This is a genomic window from Lentzea sp. NPDC051213 (assembly GCF_044455585.1).
In the GTDB taxonomy this organism is placed as follows: Bacteria; Actinomycetota; Actinomycetes; order Mycobacteriales; family Pseudonocardiaceae; genus Lentzea.
Window position 1 is genome coordinate 702,550 of record NZ_JBITEX010000001.1, and the last position, 22,606, is coordinate 725,155.

General features: G+C 69.7%; 26 protein-coding genes. 14 read left to right on the plus strand and 12 right to left on the minus strand.

The annotated features are described in order from the left end of the window. Positions 1-75: 75 nt before the first annotated feature. Complete coding sequence (locus ACIA8G_RS03105) at positions 76-1,080, plus strand: chitinase (RefSeq protein ID WP_396417304.1); 1,005 nt, start codon at positions 76-78, stop codon at positions 1,078-1,080. Here the strand turns inward: ACIA8G_RS03105 and ACIA8G_RS03110 are convergent. Then, positions 1,077-1,463: an SgcJ/EcaC family oxidoreductase gene (locus ACIA8G_RS03110; RefSeq protein WP_396416578.1), complete on the minus strand. Its 387-nt coding sequence runs from the start codon at positions 1,461-1,463 to the stop codon at positions 1,077-1,079. The genes ACIA8G_RS03105 and ACIA8G_RS03110 overlap by 4 nt on opposite strands. Positions 1,464-1,497: 34 nt before the next feature. Then, positions 1,498-2,811, minus strand: coding sequence for an alpha/beta hydrolase family protein (locus tag ACIA8G_RS03115; protein ID WP_396416579.1), 1,314 nt, complete (start codon positions 2,809-2,811; stop codon positions 1,498-1,500). 188 nt (positions 2,812-2,999) lie between these two features. Between ACIA8G_RS03115 and ACIA8G_RS03120 the strand changes: the two genes are divergently transcribed. After that, complete coding sequence (locus ACIA8G_RS03120) at positions 3,000-3,575, plus strand: acetoacetate decarboxylase family protein (protein ID WP_396416580.1); 576 nt, start codon at positions 3,000-3,002, stop codon at positions 3,573-3,575. Here ACIA8G_RS03120 and ACIA8G_RS03125 read toward each other — a convergent pair. From ACIA8G_RS03125 to adh, 4 genes are read right to left on the minus strand one after another with little or no spacing between them, the layout of a single operon-like run. Then, the gene (locus ACIA8G_RS03125) at positions 3,544-4,404 is read right to left on the minus strand and encodes a hypothetical protein (RefSeq protein WP_396416581.1); all 861 of its coding nucleotides are present in this window, start codon (positions 4,402-4,404) and stop codon (positions 3,544-3,546) included. The two genes, ACIA8G_RS03120 and ACIA8G_RS03125, sit on opposite strands and share 32 nt — an antisense overlap. Next, on the minus strand, positions 4,401-5,255 hold the full coding sequence (locus ACIA8G_RS03130) for a hypothetical protein (RefSeq protein ID WP_396416582.1): 855 nt from the start codon (positions 5,253-5,255) through the stop codon (positions 4,401-4,403). Before ACIA8G_RS03130 ends, ACIA8G_RS03125 begins: the two co-directional genes overlap by 4 nt. Positions 5,256-5,264: 9 nt before the next feature. Next, positions 5,265-5,615 carry a DUF779 domain-containing protein gene (locus ACIA8G_RS03135; protein ID WP_396416583.1) on the minus strand — a complete coding sequence of 117 codons (351 nt, stop codon included), beginning with the start codon at positions 5,613-5,615 and terminating at the stop codon, positions 5,265-5,267. After that, positions 5,615-7,138 carry an aldehyde dehydrogenase gene (adh, locus tag ACIA8G_RS03140; RefSeq protein ID WP_396416584.1) on the minus strand — a complete coding sequence of 508 codons (1,524 nt, stop codon included), beginning with the start codon at positions 7,136-7,138 and terminating at the stop codon, positions 5,615-5,617. The genes ACIA8G_RS03135 and adh overlap by 1 nt, the downstream gene beginning before the upstream one ends. Before the next feature lie 127 nt (positions 7,139-7,265). On the opposite strand from adh, the gene ACIA8G_RS03145 reads away from it, so the two are divergent. From ACIA8G_RS03145 to ACIA8G_RS03170, 6 genes are all read left to right on the plus strand, one after another. Further along, a complete protein-coding gene (locus ACIA8G_RS03145; protein WP_396416585.1) occupies positions 7,266-8,393 on the plus strand; it encodes a GAF domain-containing protein in 1,128 nt (375 codons plus the stop codon). Positions 8,394-8,416: 23 nt separating this feature from the next. Beyond that, positions 8,417-9,175, plus strand: coding sequence for a hypothetical protein (locus ACIA8G_RS03150; RefSeq protein WP_396416586.1), 759 nt, complete (start codon positions 8,417-8,419; stop codon positions 9,173-9,175). 117 nt (positions 9,176-9,292) lie between these two features. Continuing rightward, positions 9,293-10,036, plus strand: a complete 744-nt coding sequence (locus ACIA8G_RS03155; RefSeq protein ID WP_396416587.1) for a DUF4397 domain-containing protein — start codon at positions 9,293-9,295, stop codon at positions 10,034-10,036. After that, positions 10,036-10,560: a class F sortase gene (locus ACIA8G_RS03160; RefSeq protein WP_396416588.1), complete on the plus strand. Its 525-nt coding sequence runs from the start codon at positions 10,036-10,038 to the stop codon at positions 10,558-10,560. Before ACIA8G_RS03155 ends, ACIA8G_RS03160 begins: the two co-directional genes overlap by 1 nt. Positions 10,561-10,677: 117 nt before the next feature. Continuing rightward, positions 10,678-10,857: a zinc transporter Slc39a7 gene (locus ACIA8G_RS03165; protein WP_396416589.1), complete on the plus strand. Its 180-nt coding sequence runs from the start codon at positions 10,678-10,680 to the stop codon at positions 10,855-10,857. A gap of 132 nt (positions 10,858-10,989) precedes the next feature. Beyond that, the gene (locus ACIA8G_RS03170; protein ID WP_396416590.1) at positions 10,990-12,522 is read left to right on the plus strand and encodes a hypothetical protein; all 1,533 of its coding nucleotides are present in this window, start codon (positions 10,990-10,992) and stop codon (positions 12,520-12,522) included. On the opposite strand, the gene ACIA8G_RS03175 is transcribed toward ACIA8G_RS03170, so the two are convergent. The 3 genes from ACIA8G_RS03175 to ACIA8G_RS03185 are packed head-to-tail and all read right to left on the minus strand — an operon-like array spanning position 12,503 to position 14,852. Further along, entirely contained in the window at positions 12,503-14,209 is a 1,707-nt protein-coding gene (locus ACIA8G_RS03175) for an IlvD/Edd family dehydratase (RefSeq protein WP_396416591.1), read from the minus strand. The two genes, ACIA8G_RS03170 and ACIA8G_RS03175, sit on opposite strands and share 20 nt — an antisense overlap. Next, positions 14,206-14,508 carry a hypothetical protein gene (locus tag ACIA8G_RS03180; RefSeq protein WP_396416592.1) on the minus strand — a complete coding sequence of 101 codons (303 nt, stop codon included), beginning with the start codon at positions 14,506-14,508 and terminating at the stop codon, positions 14,206-14,208. Before ACIA8G_RS03180 ends, ACIA8G_RS03175 begins: the two co-directional genes overlap by 4 nt. Continuing rightward, positions 14,475-14,852 (minus strand): hypothetical protein, encoded by a 378-nt coding sequence (locus ACIA8G_RS03185; protein WP_396416593.1) that lies wholly within the window; start codon positions 14,850-14,852, stop codon positions 14,475-14,477. Before ACIA8G_RS03185 ends, ACIA8G_RS03180 begins: the two co-directional genes overlap by 34 nt. Here ACIA8G_RS03185 and ACIA8G_RS03190 point away from each other — a divergent pair. After that, entirely contained in the window at positions 14,832-15,005 is a 174-nt protein-coding gene (locus tag ACIA8G_RS03190; protein WP_396416594.1) for an aldehyde dehydrogenase family protein, read from the plus strand. The two genes, ACIA8G_RS03185 and ACIA8G_RS03190, sit on opposite strands and share 21 nt — an antisense overlap. 15 nt (positions 15,006-15,020) lie before the next feature. Here ACIA8G_RS03190 and ACIA8G_RS03195 read toward each other — a convergent pair whose 3' ends face one another. After that, entirely contained in the window at positions 15,021-15,452 is a 432-nt protein-coding gene (locus ACIA8G_RS03195) for a Rieske (2Fe-2S) protein (RefSeq protein ID WP_396416595.1), read from the minus strand. Between the two features lie 92 nt (positions 15,453-15,544). After that, complete coding sequence (locus ACIA8G_RS03200) at positions 15,545-15,940, minus strand: MerR family transcriptional regulator (RefSeq protein ID WP_396416596.1); 396 nt, start codon at positions 15,938-15,940, stop codon at positions 15,545-15,547. A gap of 108 nt (positions 15,941-16,048) precedes the next feature. Here ACIA8G_RS03200 and ACIA8G_RS03205 point away from each other — a divergent pair, with 108 nt between their 5' ends. Genes ACIA8G_RS03205 through ACIA8G_RS03225 form a run of 5 tightly spaced genes read left to right on the plus strand, consistent with a single transcriptional unit; the run spans position 16,049 to position 20,449 of the window. Next, a complete protein-coding gene (locus ACIA8G_RS03205) occupies positions 16,049-17,290 on the plus strand; it encodes a hemolysin family protein (protein ID WP_396416597.1) in 1,242 nt (413 codons plus the stop codon). Continuing rightward, the gene (locus ACIA8G_RS03210; protein ID WP_396416598.1) at positions 17,287-18,318 is read left to right on the plus strand and encodes a hemolysin family protein; all 1,032 of its coding nucleotides are present in this window, start codon (positions 17,287-17,289) and stop codon (positions 18,316-18,318) included. The genes ACIA8G_RS03205 and ACIA8G_RS03210 overlap by 4 nt, the downstream gene beginning before the upstream one ends. 28 nt (positions 18,319-18,346) lie before the next feature. After that, on the plus strand, positions 18,347-19,288 hold the full coding sequence (locus tag ACIA8G_RS03215) for a sporulation protein (RefSeq protein ID WP_396416599.1): 942 nt from the start codon (positions 18,347-18,349) through the stop codon (positions 19,286-19,288). 33 nt (positions 19,289-19,321) lie between these two features. Then, positions 19,322-20,074, plus strand: coding sequence for a TerC family protein (locus ACIA8G_RS03220; RefSeq protein ID WP_396416600.1), 753 nt, complete (start codon positions 19,322-19,324; stop codon positions 20,072-20,074). 54 nt (positions 20,075-20,128) lie between these two features. After that, positions 20,129-20,449 carry a DUF6292 family protein gene (locus ACIA8G_RS03225; RefSeq protein WP_396416601.1) on the plus strand — a complete coding sequence of 107 codons (321 nt, stop codon included), beginning with the start codon at positions 20,129-20,131 and terminating at the stop codon, positions 20,447-20,449. Here ACIA8G_RS03225 and ACIA8G_RS03230 read toward each other — a convergent pair. Continuing rightward, positions 20,442-22,601, minus strand: a complete 2,160-nt coding sequence (locus ACIA8G_RS03230; RefSeq protein ID WP_396416602.1) for an MMPL family transporter — start codon at positions 22,599-22,601, stop codon at positions 20,442-20,444. The genes ACIA8G_RS03225 and ACIA8G_RS03230 overlap by 8 nt on opposite strands. Between the last annotated feature and the right edge of the window lie 5 nt (positions 22,602-22,606).

A 22,606-nucleotide genomic window follows, 5' to 3' on the forward strand; every position in this document is an offset into this window, starting at 1 on the left:
CACACGAAAGGTGAGCGAATGGCTGCCCGCTTGTTGTTGAGGGCCCGTGCAGTGAAGGCAGCGACAGCCCTGCTTCTGCTCGTGAGCGCCCTGCTGGTTCCGTCGACCGCGGCCCAGGCCGCCGACACGTGCGCGATCAAGTCCCGCCCGGCGGGCAAGGTCCTGCACGGCTACTGGGAGAACTGGGACGGCGCGTCGAACGGGGTCCACCCGCCGTTCGGCTGGACCCCGATCACCGACAGCCGCATCAAGCAGCACGGCTACAACGTGATCAACGCGGCGTTCCCGGTGATCCGCTCCGACGGCACGGTGCTGTGGGAGGACGGGATGGACTCGACCGTCAAGGTCGCCACCCCGGCCGAGATGTGCGCGGCGAAGGCGGCGGGCGCCACGATCCTGCTGTCGATCGGCGGCGCGACCGCGGGCATCGACCTGAGCTCGGCGACCGTGGCGAACCGGTTCGTCGCGACCGTCGTGCCGATCCTGAAGAAGTACAACTTCGACGGGATCGACATCGACATCGAGACCGGCCTGGTCGGCAGCGGCAACATCAACCAGCTGTCCACCTCGCAGGCCAACCTGGTCCGCATCATCGACGGCGTGCTGGCGGCGATGCCGTCCAACTTCGGGCTCACCATGGCGCCGGAGACCGCCTACGTGACGGGCGGCAGCGTTGCCTACGGCTCCATCTGGGGCGCTTATCTGCCGATCGTCAAGAAGTACGCGGACAACGGGCGCCTGTGGTGGCTGAACATGCAGTACTACAACGGCTCGATGTACGGCTGCTCCGGCGACAGCTACCAGGCCGGGACCGTGCAGGGGTTCGTCGCGCAGACCCAGTGCCTCAACCGCGGCCTCGTCATCCAGGGCACCACGATCCGGGTGCCCTACGACAAGCAGGTGCCAGGACTGCCCGCGCAGCCGGGCGCCGGTGGTGGGTACATGAACCCCACCCTCGTCGGTCAGGCGTGGAACAGCTTCAACGGCCAGCTCAAGGGCCTGATGACCTGGTCGATCAACTGGGACGGCTCGAAGAACTGGACCTTCGGCGACAAGGTGAAGTCGTTGCAGGGCCGTTAGAGCACGATGGTGTTCTGCCCGGCGGCGATCCTCCACTCGCCATCCTCTTTGGACAGGATGTAGAGCGGGGACCCCTCGTTCTGATCCAGGATGGGGGTGCCGTCGAGCCGGACCGGCCGCTGGCGGATCTTCACCGCCGCCACGTCGGGCCGGATGAAGAGGATGTGCGCCACCTCGTACGAGGCGGTCGCCTCCTTCATCGCGCCGGGGAGGACCTGGCGCGTGAAGGAGGCGATCTCGTCGCGGCCGGTCAGCCGCTTGCCGTGCGCGGTCGTCCAGATCGCGTCCTCCCGGAAGAGGCTGATGAACTCTTCCGGGAGTTCGTTCTGCTGGGAGTGCTGGACGGTCGCGACGAGCTTCTCGATCTCTGCTGGCTCACTCATGGTCAAGATCCTCGTACCTCGACCATGGTGCAGGTCAAGTCCTGGGGATGACCCTGGACTCGTAGGGCTGCGGGCGGTAGCGCGGGTCGAAGAAGCAGCCCGTGCCGTACTTCCTGTCGTGACCGGGGCAGCTGAGCGCCATCAGGTACGGGTTGGCGCGCAGTCCCCACTTCTCCCACGCCTCCAGCGCCTGCATGGCCGAGGCGTACTCGGAGTCGCTGAAGGCGCTGTGCGTGGCCTCGGTCGTGAAGGTCTGCACGAGGTTCCACCAGCGGCCGGCCTTCACCACGGTGTCCCGGTACGCGGACTCGTGCTCCACGAACGCCGTCGGGTCGCCGATCGCGTGCACCGACAGCACCGGAATGTTGATCTTCCCGGTGAGGTCGCTGTCGTAGGCGAGCTGCGCGCGTGCCTCGGGGTCGGCGGCGAACCGCTCGACGCCCGCGTTCAGCGCCGCGTCGTCGTGGGAGCCCTTGTACTGCACACCCTTGTTGCTGAACGGGTTCTTGCCGCCCAGCCGGTTGTGCACGATGTCCCGGAACGTGAAGGTCGCGAAGTTGAGGTGCGAGTTCAGCGTCTCCTCGGGGATCTTCGTGACCGTGAGGATGTCGGTGAGCTTCTGCTGCTGCTCGGGCGTGCGGTTGCCCGCCGTGCCGAGGCACTCCTCGATCCGGCCGCGCAACCCGGCCGTCGTCATCGTGGAGTCCTTGCGCAGCCCCATCCACAGCGGGTACTGCACCTCGGACGGCCGCGGGTGGTTGCCGCAGTAGTACTGGTAGACCGCGCGCAGGTCGACCCGGTAGTCGTACCCGCGGGTGCCGCCCGCCATCACGCCACTGGTGAGCAGTGCGGCGTCATAGCCCTTGTACAGCTCGATGGTCTTGGCCGCGACGTTGCCACCCCACGACTGGCCGTGGAGGTAGACCTTGCGCGGCTTCAGCATCGCGCTGACCATCTGGCGCAGGTTGTCGGTGTCCTCCGCGGCCATCCGCGTGCCGTAGCCACCGCGGCGGTACGACGTGCCCGCCCACGCGTAACCCTCCTTGACCATGACGGCCCAGCGGTTCAGGTCGTCCCGCGTGCGCTCGGGCGTGGGCTCGCCCAGGTCGGGCCCGCCGTGCGAGTGCACGACCAGCGTCTTGTTCCAGTGCTTAGGCACGGCGATCGTGTAGTAGGCGCCGTTGGCGTCCCGGCCCTCGTAACAGGTGGTGCCGGCGGGGACGTTCGCCGGACACGGAGCCGACGGCGGCAGGTGCGCGGGCGTCGTGATGCTCGCGGCGAGTGCGAATGCCAGCAGGACGTTCATGGCGGGAATCGTGAGCCCGCCTCTGGTAGTGGTCCAGCTCACGCGGGCAAACTTGGGATTTCCCTGACGTTACGATCCAGGTCGCGCACGTCCTGATACCGCAGGTAGGCGAGCACGGCCGCGACCCGGCGGTGCTGCCGAGGGTCCTCCCCGAGCCCGAGTGGACCTGCAACGGCGAGTTCAACCAGTACTGGAAACTCGTGCGCGTCTGATCGCTGTACGGTCGGCACATGGGATATCCGCCGGAGCCGTGGCACCTGAGGGGATCGCTCGTGATCTCCCTCTTCCGGGTGCCGCGGCGGCGGGCCCCGCAGGATCACCTGCCCGCAGGCGCTCGGCTGATCACGCTGGCGGGCAACGTTTTCGTGGCCGTGGCCTTCGTGTCGTACGAGCCGGGCGGCGTGCTGTCCTATGAGGAGCTGCTCGTCGCGAGCCCCGTGTGGGACCGGGGCGGGGTGGCCGTGTCGGTGCCGCAGATCTGGGTCGACAGCGAGGAGTCCCGGCAGGGCGGCCGCGAGATGTGGGCGATCCCCAAGCACCTGGCGAGGTTCGGGCAGGGTTCGTCGATCGCGGGCGCGGCGGTGGCCGGGGGCGTGGCGCTTCCCGGCAGGTGGAAGGTCAAAGGCTGGACCGTGCAACGCCTGGACGGCCGGGATGTGCGCACCCGCACCGTGGTGTCCGGGAGGCTGCGGCTGGCACGGGCCGCCTGGTTCTGCCCGGTCGACGGGCCGCTCGGCTGGCTGACCGGGCGCACGCCGCTGGTGAGCTTCGCGCTCAAGGAGATGCGGCTGACCTTCGGGGAGTGACGTGCCTGCGGGGCACGACGTGCCGGACGCTGTTGAGCACGTGCCGTGCCCACCCGTGATCGGCCGGGTCGTCGTGCACGACCGTGAGCACGAGCATCTCGCCGAACCGCACGACGTGGCCGTAGAACTCGTGCTGCGCCACGCCGTTCTGGCTGGTCGTGAGCCACAGCGCATGCCGCAGCTCGACCCCTTCGCGAGTCTGGAACCGCTGCTCCGCGGGCACGTCCGGAGCGCCGTCCAGGGCCAGGGCGAGGAACTGGTCGGCCGGGGTGCCGGGGGAGCGGCGGATGTCGACGAAGACCGTGCGTCCGGGGCCGGCGAACCGCAGGCCGTCCTCCGTCAGGTGCGGGGTGAGGTCGGCGGAGCGCTCGACGCTCCACGACCCCGGCAGCTGCTGCCGCACCGGCACCGGCAGCGTCACGAGGAAGCAGCTCAGCACCTCGTCGCGGTCCCAGGTGGTGCCGAGCAACGGGTGCTCGACGAACTCGGGCAGGGAGCCGGGCTCGCGGACCTCGGCGACGACCTCCGCGCCGTGCAGCCCGTCCCACGGCTTGATGTTGTGCGCGAAGGTGCCGGCGAGACGTGCTTCGGGGCCCTGCTGGGCGTTCTCGACGCTGATCCGCATCCAGGCGCCGAACCACAACTCCAGGTCGCCGGTCAGTTCGACGGGCAGCACGCACCGCGCGTACGCGGCCCCGTCGGCCAGCAGGACGGTGCCGCCCGCGAGGCGTTCGACGGGCACGCCGTGCAGCTCGGCGGGCAGGCCGAGGTCCAGGTCGAGGGCGCCGGACTCGTCGATCTCGGTGCCGCAGCACTGGCAGGCGGTCATCCGATGTACCGGACGCTGTTCAGCACGTGCTGCGCCCACGCCCGGTCTGCGGGGTAGCGGTACACGCACCGCACCGAGAGCATCGTGCCCGGCCGCACGACGTGCCCGTGGAACACCTGCTCCTCGTGCCCGTCGATGACCTCGCTCAGCCAGAACGCGTGCCGCAGCTCCGCGCCGTCGTGCTCGACGGAGTGCTCGGCGCTCGCCGGGTAGCCGTCCAGCACGGCGCCCAGGAAGTCGCTCACGCTGCCGCCCGTGCGGTCGGCGTAGACGTCGAGGCTCACCCGGCGGTCCGGGCTGGAGAACCACACCGTGCGGTTCTCGACCGTGCGGCGCATGCCCTCGCTGCGCTCGACGGTCCAGACCTCGCCGAGGGTTTCGCGGACCGGGATCGGCAGCGGGTGCGGGATGCGGCTCAGCACCTCGTCGCGGTCCCATTCCTGGTCCAGCAACGGGTGCGAGGTGAAGTACGGCAGCTCGTCGGTGTTGAGCACGGCGGCCTCGACCGCGGTGCCGAACAGGTCCCACGGCCGGATGAAGTTCGCGAACCTGCCCGAGACGCGCAGGTTCGCGTACTCGCTGTCGTTGTCCCACACCGCATGGGCGTACATCGCGTCGACCTTGCTGATCTGCATCCAGGCGCCGAACACGAGCTCCACTCCGCCGGTCAGCCGAACCGGGAGCAGACAACGGAGGTACGACGTGCCGTCCGGTCCGACGAGCAGGCCGCCTGTGGGGGCGCCGAGTTGCTCGCCGGGCAGGCCGATCAGCTGCTCCGGCCGGTTCAGCCGGTAGTCGATGCGGTCCGTCGAACTGATCTCGGCTCCGCAGCATCCGCATTGGACGGTCATGCGCAGATGCTAGAGCTCCTCGTCTTTGAGCAGTCGGGAACGCACCAGAAAACGCACCCCCATGGGGGACTCCAGCGAGAAACCGCTGCCACGTCCGGGTACCACGTCGATCGTCAGGTGCGTGTGGCTCCAGTACTCGAACTGCGCGGCGGACATCCACACCGGCACGACGAACGAGTCCACGCTCAGGTCACCGAGGTGGATGTCGGCGCCGCCCGTGCGGAACTCCCCGGCGGGGTAGCACATCGGGGCCGAGCCGTCGCAGCAGCCGCCGGACTGGTGGAACATCAGCTCGCCGTGGTCCGCCCGGAGGCGGCGGAGCACGTCCGCCGCCTCCGTGGTCAGTGCCACGCGGGCCATCAGAAGAAGCCCTGGGCGTTCTGCGAATAGCTGACCAGGAGGTTCTTGGTCTGCTGGTAGTGGTCGAGCATCATGCGGTGGTTCTCGCGGCCGATGCCGGACTGCTTGTAGCCGCCGAACGCCGCGTGCGCCGGGTAGGCGTGGTAGTTGTTCACCCACACGCGGCCCGCCTGGATGTCGCGGCCGGCGCGGTAGGCGACGGACCCGTCGCGGGACCACACGCCCGCGCCCAGGCCGTACAGGGTGTCGTTGGCGGTCTTCACCGCGTCGTCGTAGTCGGAGAACTGGGTGACGGCGACGACCGGGCCGAAGATCTCCTCCTGGAAGATCCTCATCTTGTTGTCGCCCTCGAAGATCGTCGGCGTGACGTAGTAGCCGCCGGACAGCTCGCCGCCGAGGTCCGCGCGCTCGCCGCCGGTCAGCACCTTCGCGCCTTCCTGCCGGCCGATGTCGATGTAGGACAGGATCTTCTCGAGCTGGTCGTTGGACGCCTGCGCCCCGATCATCGTGTCGGTGTCGAGCGGGTGGCCCTGCTTGATCGTCTGAGTCCGTTCCACGGCGTCACCGAGGAAGCCGTCGTAGATCGAGCTCTGGATCAACGCCCGCGACGGGCACGTGCAGACCTCGCCCTGGTTGAGGGCGAACATCGTGAAGCCTTCCAGAGCCTTGTCGTAGAAGGCATCCCGCTCCGACGCCACGTCGGAGAAGAACACGTTCGGCGACTTGCCGCCGAGCTCCAGCGTGACCGGGATGATGTTCTCGCTGGCGTACTGCATGATCAGCCGGCCGGTGGTCGTCTCGCCGGTGAACGCCACCTTCGCGACCCGCGACGACGACGCCAGGGGTTTGCCCGCCTCGACGCCGAAGCCGTTGACCACGTTCACCACGCCCGGCGGCAGCAGGTCGGCGATCAGGTCCATCAGCACGAGGATCGACGCCGGTGTCTGCTCGGCGGGCTTGAGCACCACCGCGTTGCCCGCCGCGAGGGCGGGGGCGAGCTTCCAGACCGCCATCAGGATCGGGAAGTTCCACGGGATGATCTGGGCGACGACACCGAGCGGCTCGTGGAAGTGGTAGGCCACCAGGTCTTCGTCGATCTGCGAGATGCCGCCCTCCTGCGCGCGGATGACGCCCGCGAAGTAGCGGAAGTGGTCGACGGCCAGCGGCAGGTCGGCGGCCAGCGTCTCGCGGATCGGCTTGCCGTTCTCCCACGACTCCGCGACGGCCAGCATCTCCAGGTTGGCCTCCATGCGGTCGGCGATCCTGTTCAGCACGTTCGCGCGGTCCGCGGGGGCGGTCTTGCCCCACGCGCGGGCTGCGCCGTGGGCCGCGTCCAGCGCGCGCTCGACGTCCTGCGCGGTGCCGCGGGCGATCTCGGTGAACTCCTCTCCGGTCACCGGGGTCGGGTTGGCGAAGTACTCGCCCTTGGCGGGCGGGACGTACTCGCCGCCGATGAAGTGGTCGTACCGGTCGCGGTACGTCACCACGCTGCCGGGTTGTCCTGGAGCCGCGTACTTAGCCATTGCCGGGCCTCCCGCGTCGTTGCGAACAGGCGGCGAAGTTAGAACGGGCAACGTTTCAGATGCGTTGCATCCGAATGGAGCAGTCGCGGGCTTGCCGGTCCCGCTGCGGGGCCTGCATCCTGGATCTATGGACCCCGTCGAGCTGGGTGCCGCGCGGCCGGTGATCTTCGAGTCGTGGCGGCGCTCCCTCGACGCGCGCGTCGATCCGGACCGGCACGAGGCGCCGGTCGTCTACGGGCCGGACGAGGTGGCGGATCTGCGTGGCGCACATCCGCTGGCGCCGGCGGTGCCGTTGCTCAGGCACACCCTCGCGATGGACGAGACGATCATGGTCGTCACGGACACCCGCGGCCACATCCTGTGGTGCGAGGGCGACAACGGGGTCCGGCACGTCGCCGAACGCGTCCACCTCACCGAGGGCTCGTGCTGGAGCGAGGACGCCATCGGCACGAACGCGATGGGCACCGCGCTGGCGACCGGCAAGCCCGTCACCGTGCACTCGCGCGAACACCTCGTGCGGACCTACCACGGCTGGACCTGTGCGGCGAGCCCGATCCGCGACCCCCACACGGGCCTGCTGCTGGGGGTCGTCGACGTCAGCGGGCCGCTGAAGACCATGCACCCGGCCGTCGCGCAGCTCGTGTCGGCCGCGGCCAAGCTCGCCGAGCACCACCTCGTGGATCACCTCGTGCCGCGCGGGCACGTGCTGAGGTTGAAGTTCCTCGGCGGGCTCCAGGCCGATCTCGACGGCCGGCCGCTGATGCTGACCTTGCGCAACGCCGAGGTGCTGACCGCGCTCGCCCTGCACCCCAAGGGTCTTACGGCGGAGCAACTCGCGTTGTTGCTCTATGGTGAACGTGGGAACCCGACCACGGTCCGCGCCGAACTGCACAGGTTGCGCGCGCAGCTCGGTGGTGTGCTGCTGACCAGGCCGTACCGGCTGGATGCGGTGGTGCACGGTGACTTCCTGGACGTTCGCACGGCGTTGAGGTCCGGCGACGCGCGCAAGGCCACCCGGCACTACAGCGGCGAGTTGCTGCCCCGTTCGGACGCTCCCGTGATCCGCGAGGAGCGCGTGGACCTGGCCGCGGCGGTGCGCAGGAGCGTGCTGGACCGCGGCGATGTCGCTGCGCTGCTGTCGTTCGCGGACAGCGTTGAGGACGCCGAGGTGCTCGAACGGCTGCAGCTGCTGCTTCCGGCTGGAGATCCACGGCACGCCCTCGTCTCCTCGCGCCTGAGAAGGGCGCTGGAATAGGCTTCCCCGCGGGGGAGGACAACGTGAAGCAGTGCATCAACTGCATGACTCGGTTGCCGCGCAAGGAGGTCACCGAGGTGGCCTGGTGTGCGCTGTGTTCGCCGTGCCTGCAGGTCGTGGCCGATCAGATGAAGCTGGTGCACGACCGCCCCGGTGGAGCGCCCGTGCAGATCTTCCAGTGCGGCTGGTGCGGTGCCGCGCGCTCGTGCGGCGTCGGCTGGCCCACGCGGTGCCTGGTGTGCCTGGACGACAGGTCGGTGCCGGACCCGGCGGTGCAGAAGATCGCGCGGCGGCTCGAGCTCGACGGCACCTGGCGGGCGAACTCGGAGCTCATCGCGTCGACGACCGTGAAGATCCGGCTCGCCAAGTACTTCCAGCCGGGCTGGCGGGTGCTCGCCACCGACGTGCACGGGTTGCCGTGGACCGGGTTCCGGTGGCTGACCAAGTCCCACGGCACGTGGGGCTGCAACGACACGACCGGTGAGGTGCAGCAGCTCAAGCGCCCGCGCGGCGACCAGAACCTGCTCTACCTGGTCCGGTACGGCAAGGTGCTCAAGTTCGGGCGCGGCAGCTCCGACCGCGTGGGCGCGCACGTCTCGCTGGGCGCGGTCCCGGTGCTCGTGCTGGCCGCGTCGAGCCAGGAAGTCGCCGTCGCCAAAGACCGTCTGCGACGCCGGCACCGCGGCGAGATGGTCTCCCAGCGCACACCGGTGGACCTCTTCGAGGTGCTGCCGGACGGGCTGGACGTCACCGAGCGTTATCCGCGGCCGGGGTCGATCTGAGTCCTGAACCGCGCGGTAGCGGATTTCGACGCTCGGTTGCGCCTGGGCAGGCGCACAGACCCGCCCGATGCTGATCAGGCGGGTTATCGTTGTTGCGTCCGGTGAGGGGAGGTCTGCGTGCGAGTGCTCGCCGTCGTGCTGTTGTTGCTGCTCTCGGCTGTGCCCGCGCACGCCGCCACGGGCACGTACCTGCGCATCGGGCACTTCTCGATGGACCAGGCACGCGTCGACGCCACCCTCGACGGAGTGAACCTCGGCACCCTCGACTACGCCCAGCTCTACGACTACCGGCGCGTCGAGCCGGGGGAGCACGTCGTCGACTTCCGGACCGCGGGCGCCGATCCGCGCTCGCCGGTGCTGCGGTCCGTGCTCGTGCAGGCGGTCGCCGGCAAGACGTACACGGTGCTCGACATCGCCTCGTCGATGAAGGTGCTGGAGGACGACGTCAGCCTGCCGCCGAACGGGCAGGCGCGACTGCGGGTGATCAACGCGGGTGACGCGGAGATGGACCTCGTGCGGTCGGGTTCGTCCGTGCACCGCAACGTGCAGGCGAACTCCACGACCGGGTACGTGGTCATCCTGCCCGGCTCGGACGCCCTGCAGGTGCTGCCCCGCGGCAAGGAGACGACGAGGCTGGACGCGACGCTCGAGACCGGGGCGGTCTACTCACTGCTGGTCAGCGCGCGCAGGATCGAGCTGCGAACTGACGCCAAGGGCGCCGAGGTCGTGCCCGGCGGCGGGCAGGAGACCGGGTTCGGCGGCATGGCTGGCGGCTGGGACTGGGTGACGGCGCTGGTCATCGCGCTGATCGTGGGCATCGCGATGTTCTCGGCGCGCGGCCGGCTGTTCCGGTTCGGCTGATGAGCAAGGGCAAGCTCGTGATGGGCGCGGTCATCGTCGTCGCGCTGATCTACATCGTGAAGGACCCCGGCGCGGGGAAGGCGCCGGAGCCGGTGACGGTGCTGATCCCGTCGATCGGGGTGGACACCTCGCTCGAGGCCCTGAAGGTGGACGGCGCGGGGGCGCTGGAGCCGCCGACGCGCGCGGACAAGGCCGGCTGGTACGCGAAGGGCATCAAGCCCGGTGACGCCGGTCCGGCGGTGATCGCGGGGCACGTCGACTCGAAGACCGGGCCGGGGGTGTTCTTCCGGCTGCCCGAGCTGCAGCCCGGTGCCGAGGTGCTGGTGGAGCGCGAGGACGGCAGCAAGCTGACGTTCGTGGTGAACAGCACCTACTCGACGCAGAAGACCGCGTTCCCGACCGACGTCGTGTACGGGCCGACGCCGTTGTCGGAGCTGCGGCTGGTGACCTGTGGCGGCGACTTCGACCGGGTCGCGGGCAGCTACCGCGACAACGTCATCGTGGAAGCGGTGCTGAAGGTCTGATCACTGTTCTGATTGGACGGTCAGGCGCCGGTGAGAACCCTTCCGGTGCAAGAAAGTGGCAACAAGCAGTACCTTGCACCTCTGCGCGCCGGCCGGAGACGTGCAAGGCTCCGCGGCATGAGCGTCCACAGTCACGAGCACAGCCACGGCGACAAGTCCCACACGCACCCGCACGGGGAGCACGCGCACGACCACGTCGAGCACGAGCACGCCCACACGCACGGCGGCGAAACGCACACGCACGTTCACGTGCACGACGCGGCGCACACGGAGGAGCACGAGCACTCGCACGCCTGAACGGCGAAAGTTCGCCGCCTGCCCGAGAACTGCTGACCCGCTACGCTTGCGCCATCTGCCGCCTTCCACGTTGACGCGGCAGGAGCAGTGCGAGTGCTACGAACAACGAAGATCCTTGCCACGCTGGCCCTGATGGGCGGCAGTCTCACACCCGCGGCGCAGGCGGCGCCGGCGTGCTGGCAGGAGTTCTGCGGCAGCTACCCACCGAAACCCGCGCAGGGCCAGTGGTCGTCCGCGCACGTCTCGTACGTGAACGGACATCTCAAGTACGCCGCGGACAAGGACGGCAACCGGGTGCCGGACTTCAGCTACGTCGGCTACCACCAGGGTGAGAAACCGCTGCCCGTCGTGCCGGACGTCGTGACCATCAGCCCGGTCGCCGGCGACAACACCGCGCACATCCAGAAGGCGATCGACCAGGCCGGTGCGCGCACGCCCGACGCGAACGGGCATCGCGGCGCGGTGAAGCTCGCGGCCGGGCGGTACGACATCAGCGGCACCGTGCGGATCAAGCACAACGGCGTCGTGCTGCGCGGCGAAGGCGACAAGACCACGTTGTTCGGCCGCGGCGATGCTCCACACCAGCGCACGGTCGTCGTGCTCGGCAGCGACGCGAAGACCCCGTGGACGACCGGGGCCGCCACCGAGGTGACCACGCCGTTCGTGCAGGTCGGGGCGCTGAGTCTGGAGGTCGCGAACGCGGCGGCCTTCCGCGCGGGCCAGGAGGTCGTCGTCCGGCACCCGTCGTCGCAGAAGTGGATCAACGCGGTCAACGGCGGCGGCGTGGTGAAGGACGCCAAGTGGACGCCCGGATCGATGGACCTGCACTGGGTGCGCCGGATCAAGGCAATCGACGGGCGCAAGCTCACGTTCGACGCGCCGATCTACAACCACCTCGACCGGAACCTGACAACGTCCACGGTCGCGCCGGTGACCGCCAGGAACCTCGTCACCGAATCCGGTGTGGAGAGCCTGCGGGTCGACGTCGAGACCAAGGGCGGCGAGGACGAGAACCACGCGTGGAACGCCATCGGCGTCTTCGGCGCGGACAACAGCTGGGTCCGCGGCGTCAAGACCCGCTACTTCGGCTACGCGGGCGTGGTGACCGAGCGGTCCGTCCGGATCACCGTGAAGGACGCGCAGGCCACGGACCCGGTGGCGATCCGCACCGGCGGCCGCATGTACAACTTCGCCGCGAACGAGAACTCGCACCTGGTCCTGTTCACCGGAGTGCACGCCTCGAAGGCGCGGCACGCCTTTGTCAGCAACGGCGCGAACTCCGTGGCCGGCGTGGTCTGGCACCGGTCCACTGTGGACGGCGGCGACGCCGAGGCGCACCGGCGGTGGAGCCAGGGCCTGCTGTTCGACAACATCCGCGAGATCGGCACTCGCGGCAACCAGGCCAAGCTGATGAACCGCGGCGACTACGGCACCTCGCACGGCTGGGGCGCCGCGCACTCGGTGATCTGGGACTACAACAAGGAAATCGTCCTCCAGAAGCCGCCGACCGCGCAGAACTACGCCGTGTCCAACGAGGGCACGCCGCGTTCGAAGCCGTACTTTCCGGGCCCGTGGGGCAGCATCGAGATCAAGACCGGGCCGCTGGTGCCCGAGTCGCTGTACGAGGCGCAGGTCGTCGACCGCCTCAGTGCGACTCGCGGCTGACGTCCGATCCGCTGGAGCCGACCAGGAAGTCCAGGTCGGCTCCGGTGTCGGCGCCCAGGACGTGGTCGATGTAGAGGCGTTCCCAGCCACGGGCGGGCGCCGCGAACGCCGCGGTCATCGCCGCGCTCGGCGTCCGTGACGCGAAATCCGGTGCCTCCACGTCGATCCGGCGGTTCTCCACGTCGAGCACGATGACGTCGCCGGTGCGGACCAGCCCGAGCGGCCCGCCCGCGGCCGCTTCCGGCGCCACGTGCAGCACGACGGTGCCGTACGCCGTGCCGCTCATGCGCCCGTCGCAGATCCGGACCATGTCGCGCACGCCCTGCTCCAGGAGCTTCTGGGGCAACGGCATGTTCGACACCTCCGGCATGCCGGGATAGCCGCGCGGGCCGCAGCCCCGCAGCACCAGCACGGAGTCCGCGTCCACGTCGAGGCCGGGATCGTCGACGCGGGCGTGGAAGTCCTCGATGCTGTCGAACACCACGGCCTTTCCGCGGTGCTGCAACAGCCGGGGCGAGGCGGCGGCCGGTTTGATCAACGCGCCGGACGGGGCCAGGTTGCCGCGCAGCACCGCGATCCCGCCCTCCGCGATGATCGGCTCGCCGCGGCCGCGGATCACCTCGGGGTCCCAGATCGGCGCATCGTCCAGATAGGACACGAGAGGCTGACCGGTGACCGTCACCCCCGCCGGATCGAGCAGGTCGCGGACTTCCCGCAGCACGGCCAAAAGCCCGCCCGCGCGGTGGAAGTCCTCCATCAGGAACCGGCCGGCCGGCTGGAGATCCACCAGCAGCGGCACGCCGGACCCGATGCGGTCGAAGTCGTCCAGCGTCAGGTCCACGCCCAGCCGCCCGGCGATGGCCAGCAGGTGCACCACGGCGTTCGTCGACCCGCCGATCGCCGCCAGCGCCACGATCGCGTTGTGGAAGGAGGCCTTCGACAGGAACGTGCTGGGGCGCCGGTCCTCGGCGATCAGCGAAACGATCAGCCGGCCAGTGCCGTGCGAGGCTTCGAGCAGCCTGCTGTCCGCGGCCGGGGTTCCCGCGACACCGGGCACGACCGTGCCGAGCGCCTCCGCGACCAGCGCCATCGTCGAGGCGGTGCCCATGGTGTTGCAGTGGCCGCGGCTGCGGATCATCGCGGATTCGGAGCGCATGAACTGCTCCTGCGACAACGTGCCCGCGCGGACCTCCTCCGACAGCCGCCACACGTCCGTGCCGCAGCCCAGCGGCACACCCCGGAACGTGCCGGTCAGCATCGGCCCGCCCGGCACCACGACCGCCGGGATGTCGACCGAGGCCGCGGCCATCAGCAGCGCGGGAATCGTCTTGTCGCACCCGCCGAGGAGCACCACGCCGTCGACCGGGTTGGCGCGCAGCATCTCCTCGGCGGCCATCGCGGCCATGTTGCGCCACAGCATCGCGGTCGGGCGGACGTTCGTCTCGCCCAGCGACACCACCGGCAGGTTCAGCGGGACGCCGCCCGCCTCGTACACGCCGTTCGACACGGAGGCGGCGACCTCGTCGAGGTGCGCGTTGCACGGGGTGAGGTCCGAGGCGGTGTTCGCGATCGCGATCTGCGGTCTGCCCTCGAAGGCGCTGGAAGGGGCGCCGCGGCGCATCCAGGCGCGGTGGATGTAGGCGTTGCGGTCCTGCCCGGCGTACCAGTGTGCGCTGCGGAGGTTCACCCTCCCGTCGTACGGGTCGGCGTGCGGGCGCGCAACCCCGGCGCAGTCCGGCCCGCGCGTTCGAGCGCGCACGCCACCTGCCCCTCCACCGGATCACGCAGGACCGCGGCGACGCACCCGTCCGGCCGCAGCACCCACACCTCGTCCGGCCGCGCACCCAGTGCCTCCGCCGCCTCTCCGGTCAGCCGCGTTCCCGGCACCGAGGTGAGCGGGCCCGCCAGCACCCGGAACCCGTGCCGTTCCCGCAGCCGCGCGCCCCCGACGGTCACGTCCGGCACCAGCGCACCCGGTCCTGGCACCGAGGCACCTCGCGCCAGTCCGGGGTGGTGAGCGGCGAACCGGTGTACCAGAACGGTTCCGCCAGCCGGTCGGAGTCGATCAACGCCGGATCACCGGACGCGAGCGCCTTCTCCCGTCGCCGCACGGCAGCGGAGGTCCGCGGCACCAGGAAGTCCATCGTCGCCGAGGTGACGGCGATGTTCTCCAGGGCGGCAGCGCGCCTTTCGAGGTGATAGCTCTCCAGCAACGACTCGGCGGCGCCCAGCCGCACGGCGGCGATCTTCCACGCCGGACGCGGGACCTGCAGCGCGGGCACCGGGTCGCGCGGGCCGTGCGGTCCGGGATGCTGTGGATCAACTCGCACAACGTCCGCGACCTGCGCACGCCGTTCGGTGGCGTGAAGGCCAGCGGCATCGGTTCGGAGGGCGGGCAGCGCAGCATCGACTTCTACAGCGACCTGCGGATCGTGCACGTCGCGGTGGAGGACCTCACGCCGCCGCGGTTCGGGGCGGCGTGAGGCCTCGCGGCCGGGTTACGCCACGACGACGTTCTCGCCCTTGATCTTCGTCTTGATCACCGCCAGCCCCTTCTTCGCCGGACCGCTCTTGCGCTTGCCGTCCGCGGAGGAGAACCGGCTGTCGTGACACCAGCAGATGATCACGTTCTTGTCGTTGACCTCGCTGCACATGCAGCCCTGGTGCGGGCAGGTGGCGTCGAACGCCGTGTAGGTGCCCTTCTTCGGCTGGGCAACGACAACGGAGGTCTCGTCGTCGAAGTAGACGACGATGCCGCTGTTGAGGGGCACGTCCGCCTTCTTGGCGAGCACGGTGCCGGGCGGGAGCTTCCCGCACGGCTGGGCGTCGGCGGCGGCCGTACCGGCGGTGGTGACCACGGCCGCGGCCGCGGCGCAGCCACCGATGAAGCAACGGCGGCTGACGGTGGTGGGATCGGTCGGGAACTCCATCGCTCACTTCCTGCCGGATCGAGACGCGGCGGAGGCGGCTTCCTCACCATGGCGTGAGCGCCCGGCCCGGCAAAGCCCCGGAATTCCGAGGCCTAAAGAGGCAGGTCGGGCGGGAGCTGCAGGGCGATCGTGATCAGCGAGTGGACCCGGTTCGCGATCACGGCGAGCAGGCCGTGCATCTCCGGGGACGCGGCGTCCGCGGCTTCCTGGAGCGTGCGCAGGTCGGTGTCGATCTGACCGAGCACCGCGACCGTGTCGCCGGGCTCCGACCGGAACGCCCTCGCGATGTCCTCGAGCGGCAGGCCGTGCACCTCGAGGCGTTGCACGAGGTGGATGCGGTCGACGTCCTCGGCGCGGTAGAGGCGGTAGTTGCTCGCGGTGCGCTGAGCAGGGGCGATGAGGCCCAGCGTCGTGTAGTAGTCGACGGTGCGGATGCTGACGCCGGCGCGGGCGGCGAGTTCGCCGATCTTGAGCAGCGATTCGGACAAAACGACCTCCTCCCGTTCCGAAAACCGTACAGTGCTACGTGCTACTGTGGGGAGTATGCCTGATGAAGCCGACATAGACGGCTGTAGTACGTGGCCGGGTGCGACTTGTTGATCGCGTCCGGCTTGCTCGCCATCGTGGTGCTGACTGCCGCCACGGGCTATTTCGTTGCTCAGGAGTTCGCGTACATGGCGGCCGATCGCGGCCGTCTGCAGCAGCTGGCGGAGGCCGGTTCCCAGCCCGCCGAGCGTGCGCTGCGCGTTACTCAGAAGCTCTCTTTCATGCTCTCCGGTGCCCAGTTCGGCATCACGGTGACGGCGCTGCTCGTCGGTTACGTGGCCGAGCCGTTGCTCGGCGCCGGCCTGGGCGTGCCGTTCTCGATGGTGATCGCGCTGGTGTTCGCGACCTTCGTGCAGATGGTGCTCGGTGAGCTGCTGCCGAAGAACCTCGCGATCGCCCGGCCTGAACGGCTCGCGCTGGCGCTGAGCGCGTCCACGCTGGCGTACCTGAAGGTCGCCGGCCCGGTCATCCGCCTGTTCGACGCCGCCGCGAACCGGTTGCTGCGCGCGCTCGGCATCGAGCCCGTCGAGGAACTGCCGCAGGGCGCGACGCCCGAGGACCTCAGGCAGATCGTCGAGGACGCGGGGGAGCGGGGCCACCTCGATCCCGAGCTGACGCGGCTGCTGGAGCACGGCATCGGCTTCCGCGAGCTCGTTGCCGAGCAGGCGATGACGCCGCGCGTGAACGTTCACACGGTACGGTTCGACGAACCTGCAGCCCGCGTGATCACGTTGCTGGACACCGGAAACTCGCGTTTCCCGGTGGTGGGTCAAGACCTCGACGACCTGCGCGGCGTGGTGGGGCTGGCCGAGGTGCTCACCCTGACGCCGGAGGAGCGTTCCTCGGTGGCGATCGAGAAGATCGCCTCGCCCGCGCTGGTGGTGCCGGCGACGCTGGCGCTGCCCGCGGTGCTCGAAAGGCTGCGCACCGAACGCCGTCAGCTCGCCTGCGTGGTCGACGAGTTCGGCGGGTTCGCCGGCGTGATCTCGCTGGAGGACCTGGCGGAGGAACTGGTCGGCGAGATCCACGACGAGGACGACCCGGTCGCCGACATGATCGAGAAGATCGGCGACGACTGGCGCGTGCCCGGCCGGATGCGGCTCGACGAGGTCGAGGACGCCACCGGCGTGGAGCTGCCGGAGGACGACGTGTACGACACCGTGTCGGGTCTGGTGCTGCACCAGCTGGGCCGCGTGGCCGAGACCGGTGACGAGATCGAGATGGACGGCGTCCGGCTGGTGGTCACCGCGGTCTCCCGCAACGTGCCGGACATGGTGGTGCTGAAGTCATGACCATCGTGATCTCGTTGGTGCTGCTGGCTTTGAACGGCTTCTTCGTGGCCGCCGAGTTCGCGTTGATCGCGGCCAAGCGGCACCGCCTGGAACAGGCCGCCGAGACCTCACGGGCGGCGCGTGCCGCCGTCTCGGGCATCCGGGAACTGTCCCTGATGCTCGCGGGTGCCCAGCTCGGCATCACGCTGTGCACGCTGGGTCTCGGCGCGCTGGCCAAACCGGCCGTGGCGGACCTGCTGGAACCGGCGCTGCGCTGGACGGGTCTGCCCGACGCCGCCGCGTACGGGGTGGCGTTCGCGATCAGCCTGGTGCTGGTGGTGTTCCTGCACATGGTCGTCGGCGAGATGGCGCCGAAGTCGTGGGCGATCGCGAACCCCGAACGGTCCGCGCTGATCCTGGCGCTGCCGTTCCGCGCCTTCGCCCGCTCGGTCCGCCCGATCCTCAGTGGACTGAACTCGGTGACGAACGGCCTGCTGCGCCTGATGAAGGTCGAGCCGCAGGACGAGCTGGCGCAGGCGCACCGGCCGGACGACCTGCGGATGCTGCTGCGGCAGTCCGCCGAGCACGGCCTGATCCCCGAGGGCCAGCAACGGCTGCTGACCCGGATGCTGCAGGTGCAGCGCACGACCGTGAGCGAGGTGATGGTGCCGATCGCGCAGACCTCGACGGTCACCGAGCACACCACCGCGCGGGTGGTCGAGCGGCGCAGCCTCCAATGTGGACGGTCGCGCTTCCCGGTCACCGACCTGCACGGCCGTTACGTCGGCCTGGTGCACATCCGGGAGGCGATGCGTGCCACGGCCAGGGGTGAGGATCCGACGGCGCGGTCGTTGATGGGCCCGGTGCTGACGTTGCCCGCGTCGATGCCGGTCGCGCGGGCGGTGACGGCGATGCGGGCCGAGCGGTCGCAGCTCGCGCTGGTGGAAGACGGTGATGTTGTTGGTATCGCCGCACTCGAGGACCTCCTCGAAGAGCTGATCGGCGACTTCGAGGACGAAACCGACACCCGTCCGGTCAGCACTCGCTGACCGGAGGTTTCCAGGGAGGAAACGTTTCATGTTCAAGCGGATGCTCAGCGCCTTCGGCGTCGGCGGCCCGTCGGTCGACACCGTGCTGGACTCGCCGCACGCCGCGCCCGGCCAGGTCGTCACCGGTCAGGTGCGCATCCAGGGCGGCAGCGCGGACGCCGAGATCGGCCAGGTCGTGCTGTCCCTCGTGACGCGCGTCGAGGTCGAGCACGGTGACCACGAGTACGGCGGCGTCTCCGAGTTCACGCGGGTCGTGGTGCAGCAGGGCGTGCGGGTCGGTGCCGGTCAGCTGGTGTCGATCCCGTTCCAGCTGCCGATTCCGTGGGAGACCCCGCTCACGGCGGTCGGCGGCGCGCCGCTGCCGCGCATGACCGTGGGCGTGCGGACCGAGCTGGTGATCGCGGGCGCGCCCGACAAGGGCGACCTCGACCCCGTGCTGATCCACCCGCTGCCTTCGCAGGACCGCGTGCTGGAGGCGTTCGGGCAGCTCGGGTTCTCGTTCCGCAGCGCCGACGTCGAGGCGGGCAGGCTGCACGGTGTGCCGCAGGAGCTCGGCTTCTACCAGGAGATCGAGTTCTTCCCGCCGGCCCAGTTCGCGGGCCGGATCCAGCAGGTCGAGCTCACGTTCGTGGCGAACCCGCACGAGCTCTACGTGATCCTGGAGGCCGACAAGCGCGGCGGGATGTTCTCCGGCGGCGGTGACGCGTTCGGCCACTTCCGACTGTCGCATCAGGAGGCTCAGGCAGCCGATTGGGCGACGTCCATCAACGGGTGGCTGGCTCAGGTGGCGGAGCGCGGTGGAGCCATGTACGGGTATGGCCAGCAAGGTCATCATGGCGGTCACCACCGCGGCGGCCCCGGCATGGGCACGGTCGTCGCGGCCGGTGCCGCGGGTGTCGTGGGCGGCATGGTGATGGGCGAGATGATCGATGACGCGTTCGAGGACTTCGGCGACTTCGGCGGCGAGTGAGATGCCGGGCCCACGATCTGAGAGGAACCGTTGATGGAGTGGATGACGAGCCCCGAGCTGTGGATCGCGTTCGTGACCCTGCTGCTGCTCGAGATCGTGCTGGGCATCGACAACGTCATCTTCATCTCGATCCTGGCCGGGCGGCTGCCGGAGGAGCAGCGGCGCCGGGCCCAGGTCGTGGGCCTGTCGCTCGCGCTGATCACCCGGCTGATGCTGCTCGCGTCGCTGGCGTGGGTGATCGGGCTGACCGCGCCGTTGTTCACCGTGTGGGGTCACGAGATATCAGGGCGTGACCTGATCCTGTTGCTGGGCGGGTTGTTCCTGGTCGGCAAGGCGACGTTCGAGATCCACGAGCAGCTCGAGGGCGCCGAGCACAGCAAGGAGCGCAAGGTCGCGTCGTTCGCCGGTGTGATCGCCCAGATCCTGGTGCTCGACATCGTCTTCTCGCTCGACTCGGTCATCACCGCGGTCGGCATGGTCGACGAGCTGAGCATCATGATCGCGGCCGTCGTCGTGGCCATGGTGGTCATGCTGTTCTCGGCGAAGGCGATCTCGGAGTTCGTGAACAAGCATCCGACGGTGAAGATGCTGGCGCTGTCGTTCCTGCTGCTCATCGGCGGCAGCCTGATCGCGGAGGGCTTCGACCAGCACATCCCGAAGGGGTACGTGTACGGGCCGATCGCGTTCTCGGTGTTCGTCGAGTTCCTGAACCTGCGGATGCGCGCCCGGCGCAAGCAGGAGCCGGTGCACCTGCACCCGACGTACGTGAAGAACGACGACGACTGAAACCCTGGATCGGAACAGTGGGTGGCGGGCCTCGCCACCGGGTAACCGTCCGTCGTGGACATCAGGGCTGCACGGGAGTACGCACGTCAGGTCACGCGGGAGCTGGGGTTGAGCGGTGAGTCGTCCTGCGTGGATCGGACCAGCCCGCTGCGGCTCTACATCGCGGTCGACGGACGGTTGCCCGGCTACCCCGACCACGACCTGGCACTGCTCTGGACGAGGAGTCACGGGTGGGCGCTGGCGGTCGAGAAGCCCGGCACGACCGAACTCCGCGCGGTCGCGCACCTCGCCAATCCCGTAGAAGCGCCGCCGCGCACAGTCGCCCGCTGGGTGCGGGCGCTGTGCGCGGAGGGGCAGCTCGGGACGGCTAGCTGACGGCCACCGGTTCCGGCTTCTTCTTGTTCTCGGCGAGCTCGTCGAGCGCGGTGCCCTCGACGTCGAGCTCCGGCAGCCAGCGCAGCCACTTCGGCAGCCACCAGGCGCGTTCGCCCAGGAGGGCCAGCGCGGCCGGCACGAGCACCATCCGGACGACGAACGCGTCCACGAAGATGCCCACCGCCAGCGCGAACGCGATCGACTTCACCGTCGGCTCGCCCGCGGGGACGAAGCCCGCGAACACCGAGAACATGATCAGCGCGGCGGCCACGACCACGGGTGCGGCCTGGCGGAAGCCCGTCGTGATGGCCTCGATCGGCTTGGCGCCGCGGTGGTGCGCCTCGTGCATCCGGGACACCAGGAAGATCTGGTAGTCCATGGCCAGGCCGAACAGGATGCCGATCACCAGGATCGGCGTGAGGCTGATCAGCGGGCCGGTGCTGTCGAGGTTGACCGCGTCGGCGAGCCAGCCCCACTGGAACACCGCCACCGTCGCGCCGAGCGACGCGCCGATGGTCAGCAGGAAGCCGAGCACACCCACCAGCGGCACCAGCAGCGAGCGGAACACCAGGATCAGCAGCACGAGCGCCAGGCCCACGACCACGGCCAGGTAGATCGGCAGCGCGCGGTCCAGTGACGTGGCCACGTCCACGCTCACCGCGGTGGCGCCGGTAACGTAGGCCTTGCCACCGTCCAAATCGGACAGTTCGGTGCGCAGGTCGGCTACGAGCTGTTCGGTGGCGGCGCTGTCCGGGCCGGACTTCGGGATCACCGTGAGCAGCGCGGCGCTGCCGTCCGGGCTCGGCTGGGCCGGGGCCACGAGCGCGACGTCGGCCATCTTCTTGATCGGCTCGGCCGCCTTCGTGGCGGTCGCGGCCGCACCGTTGCCCTCGACGAGCACGATGATCGGTCCGTTGAAGCCCTCGCCGAAGCCCTGCGCGAGGATCTGGTCCGCGCGCTCCTGGGTGGAGTTGGCCGGCGGCTTCTGGATCAGCGTGGTGTCCATGGACGCCACCGGGATCGAGACGATGCCGAGCGCCACGACCGAGAGCAGCAGCGCGACGACGCGGTTGCGGGTGATGGCGCCGGCCCAGCCGCGGATGACGCCGCGGTCGGTGGGCTCGGAGGTCTCGCTGGCGCGTTCCTTGCGGGTCAGCACGCGGCGGCCGAGCATGCTCAGCACCGCGGGCACCAGCGTGACGGCGATCAGCACCGCGACGACGATGGTGGCTGCGGCCGACACGCCCATCTGCGTGAGGAACGGGATGCCCGCGAGCGCCAGGCCCACCAGCGCGATCACGACGGTGAGACCGGCGGTGACGACGGCGGAGCCCGCCGTGCCGACCGCGGTCGCGACGGCATGGCCGACGTCCGCGCCCTTGCGCAGTTCCTGGCGGTAGCGGTTGATGATGAACAACGCGTAGTCGATGCCCACCGCGAGCCCCAGCATCGAGGCGAGGATCGGCGTGGTCGACTGCAGGTCCATGAACCCGCTGGTGATGGTGATGCCGAGCGTGCCGATGCCGACACCGATGCCGGCGCTCAGCAGGTTCATGCCCGCGGTGACCAGCGAGCCGTAGGTCAGCGCGAGGATGACCAGCGCCAGCACGACACCGAAGGCCTCGGTCGGGCCGCCGACGTGCGGCGTCTCCTGCATGGCGGTGCCGGTGACCTCGACGGTCAGACCGCTCGCCCGCGCCTTGTCGGCAGCCTTGAGCAGGTCGGCGCGCTGCGCGTCGGTGACCTCGCCGGGCTTCACGTCGTAGGTGACCGTGCTGTAGCCGGTGTCGACGTTCGCGTTCACGCTGGGCGCGGCCGGGTCGAGCGGGTTGGTCGCTGACCGCACACCCTTGAGCGCGGTCACGTCGGTCACGAGGTCCGTGATCGCCTTGGCCTGCTGCGGCAGCTTCTGGCCGTCCTGCGCCTTGAAGACCACGCGGGCGGAAGCGCTGTCGCCGGCCCCGAACTTCTGGTCGATGCGCTCGAGCGCGGTGGTCGACTCCTGGCCGGGGATGGACATCGCGTTGGACGTCTCACCGCCCAGCGTGAAGGCACCGACACCCGAGCCGATCAGCACGAGCAGCCAGATCAGGACGACCGGCAGCCGGTGCTTGTGCGCGCCGAGTCCGAGTCTGTAGAGCAGTTTCGCCATGATGG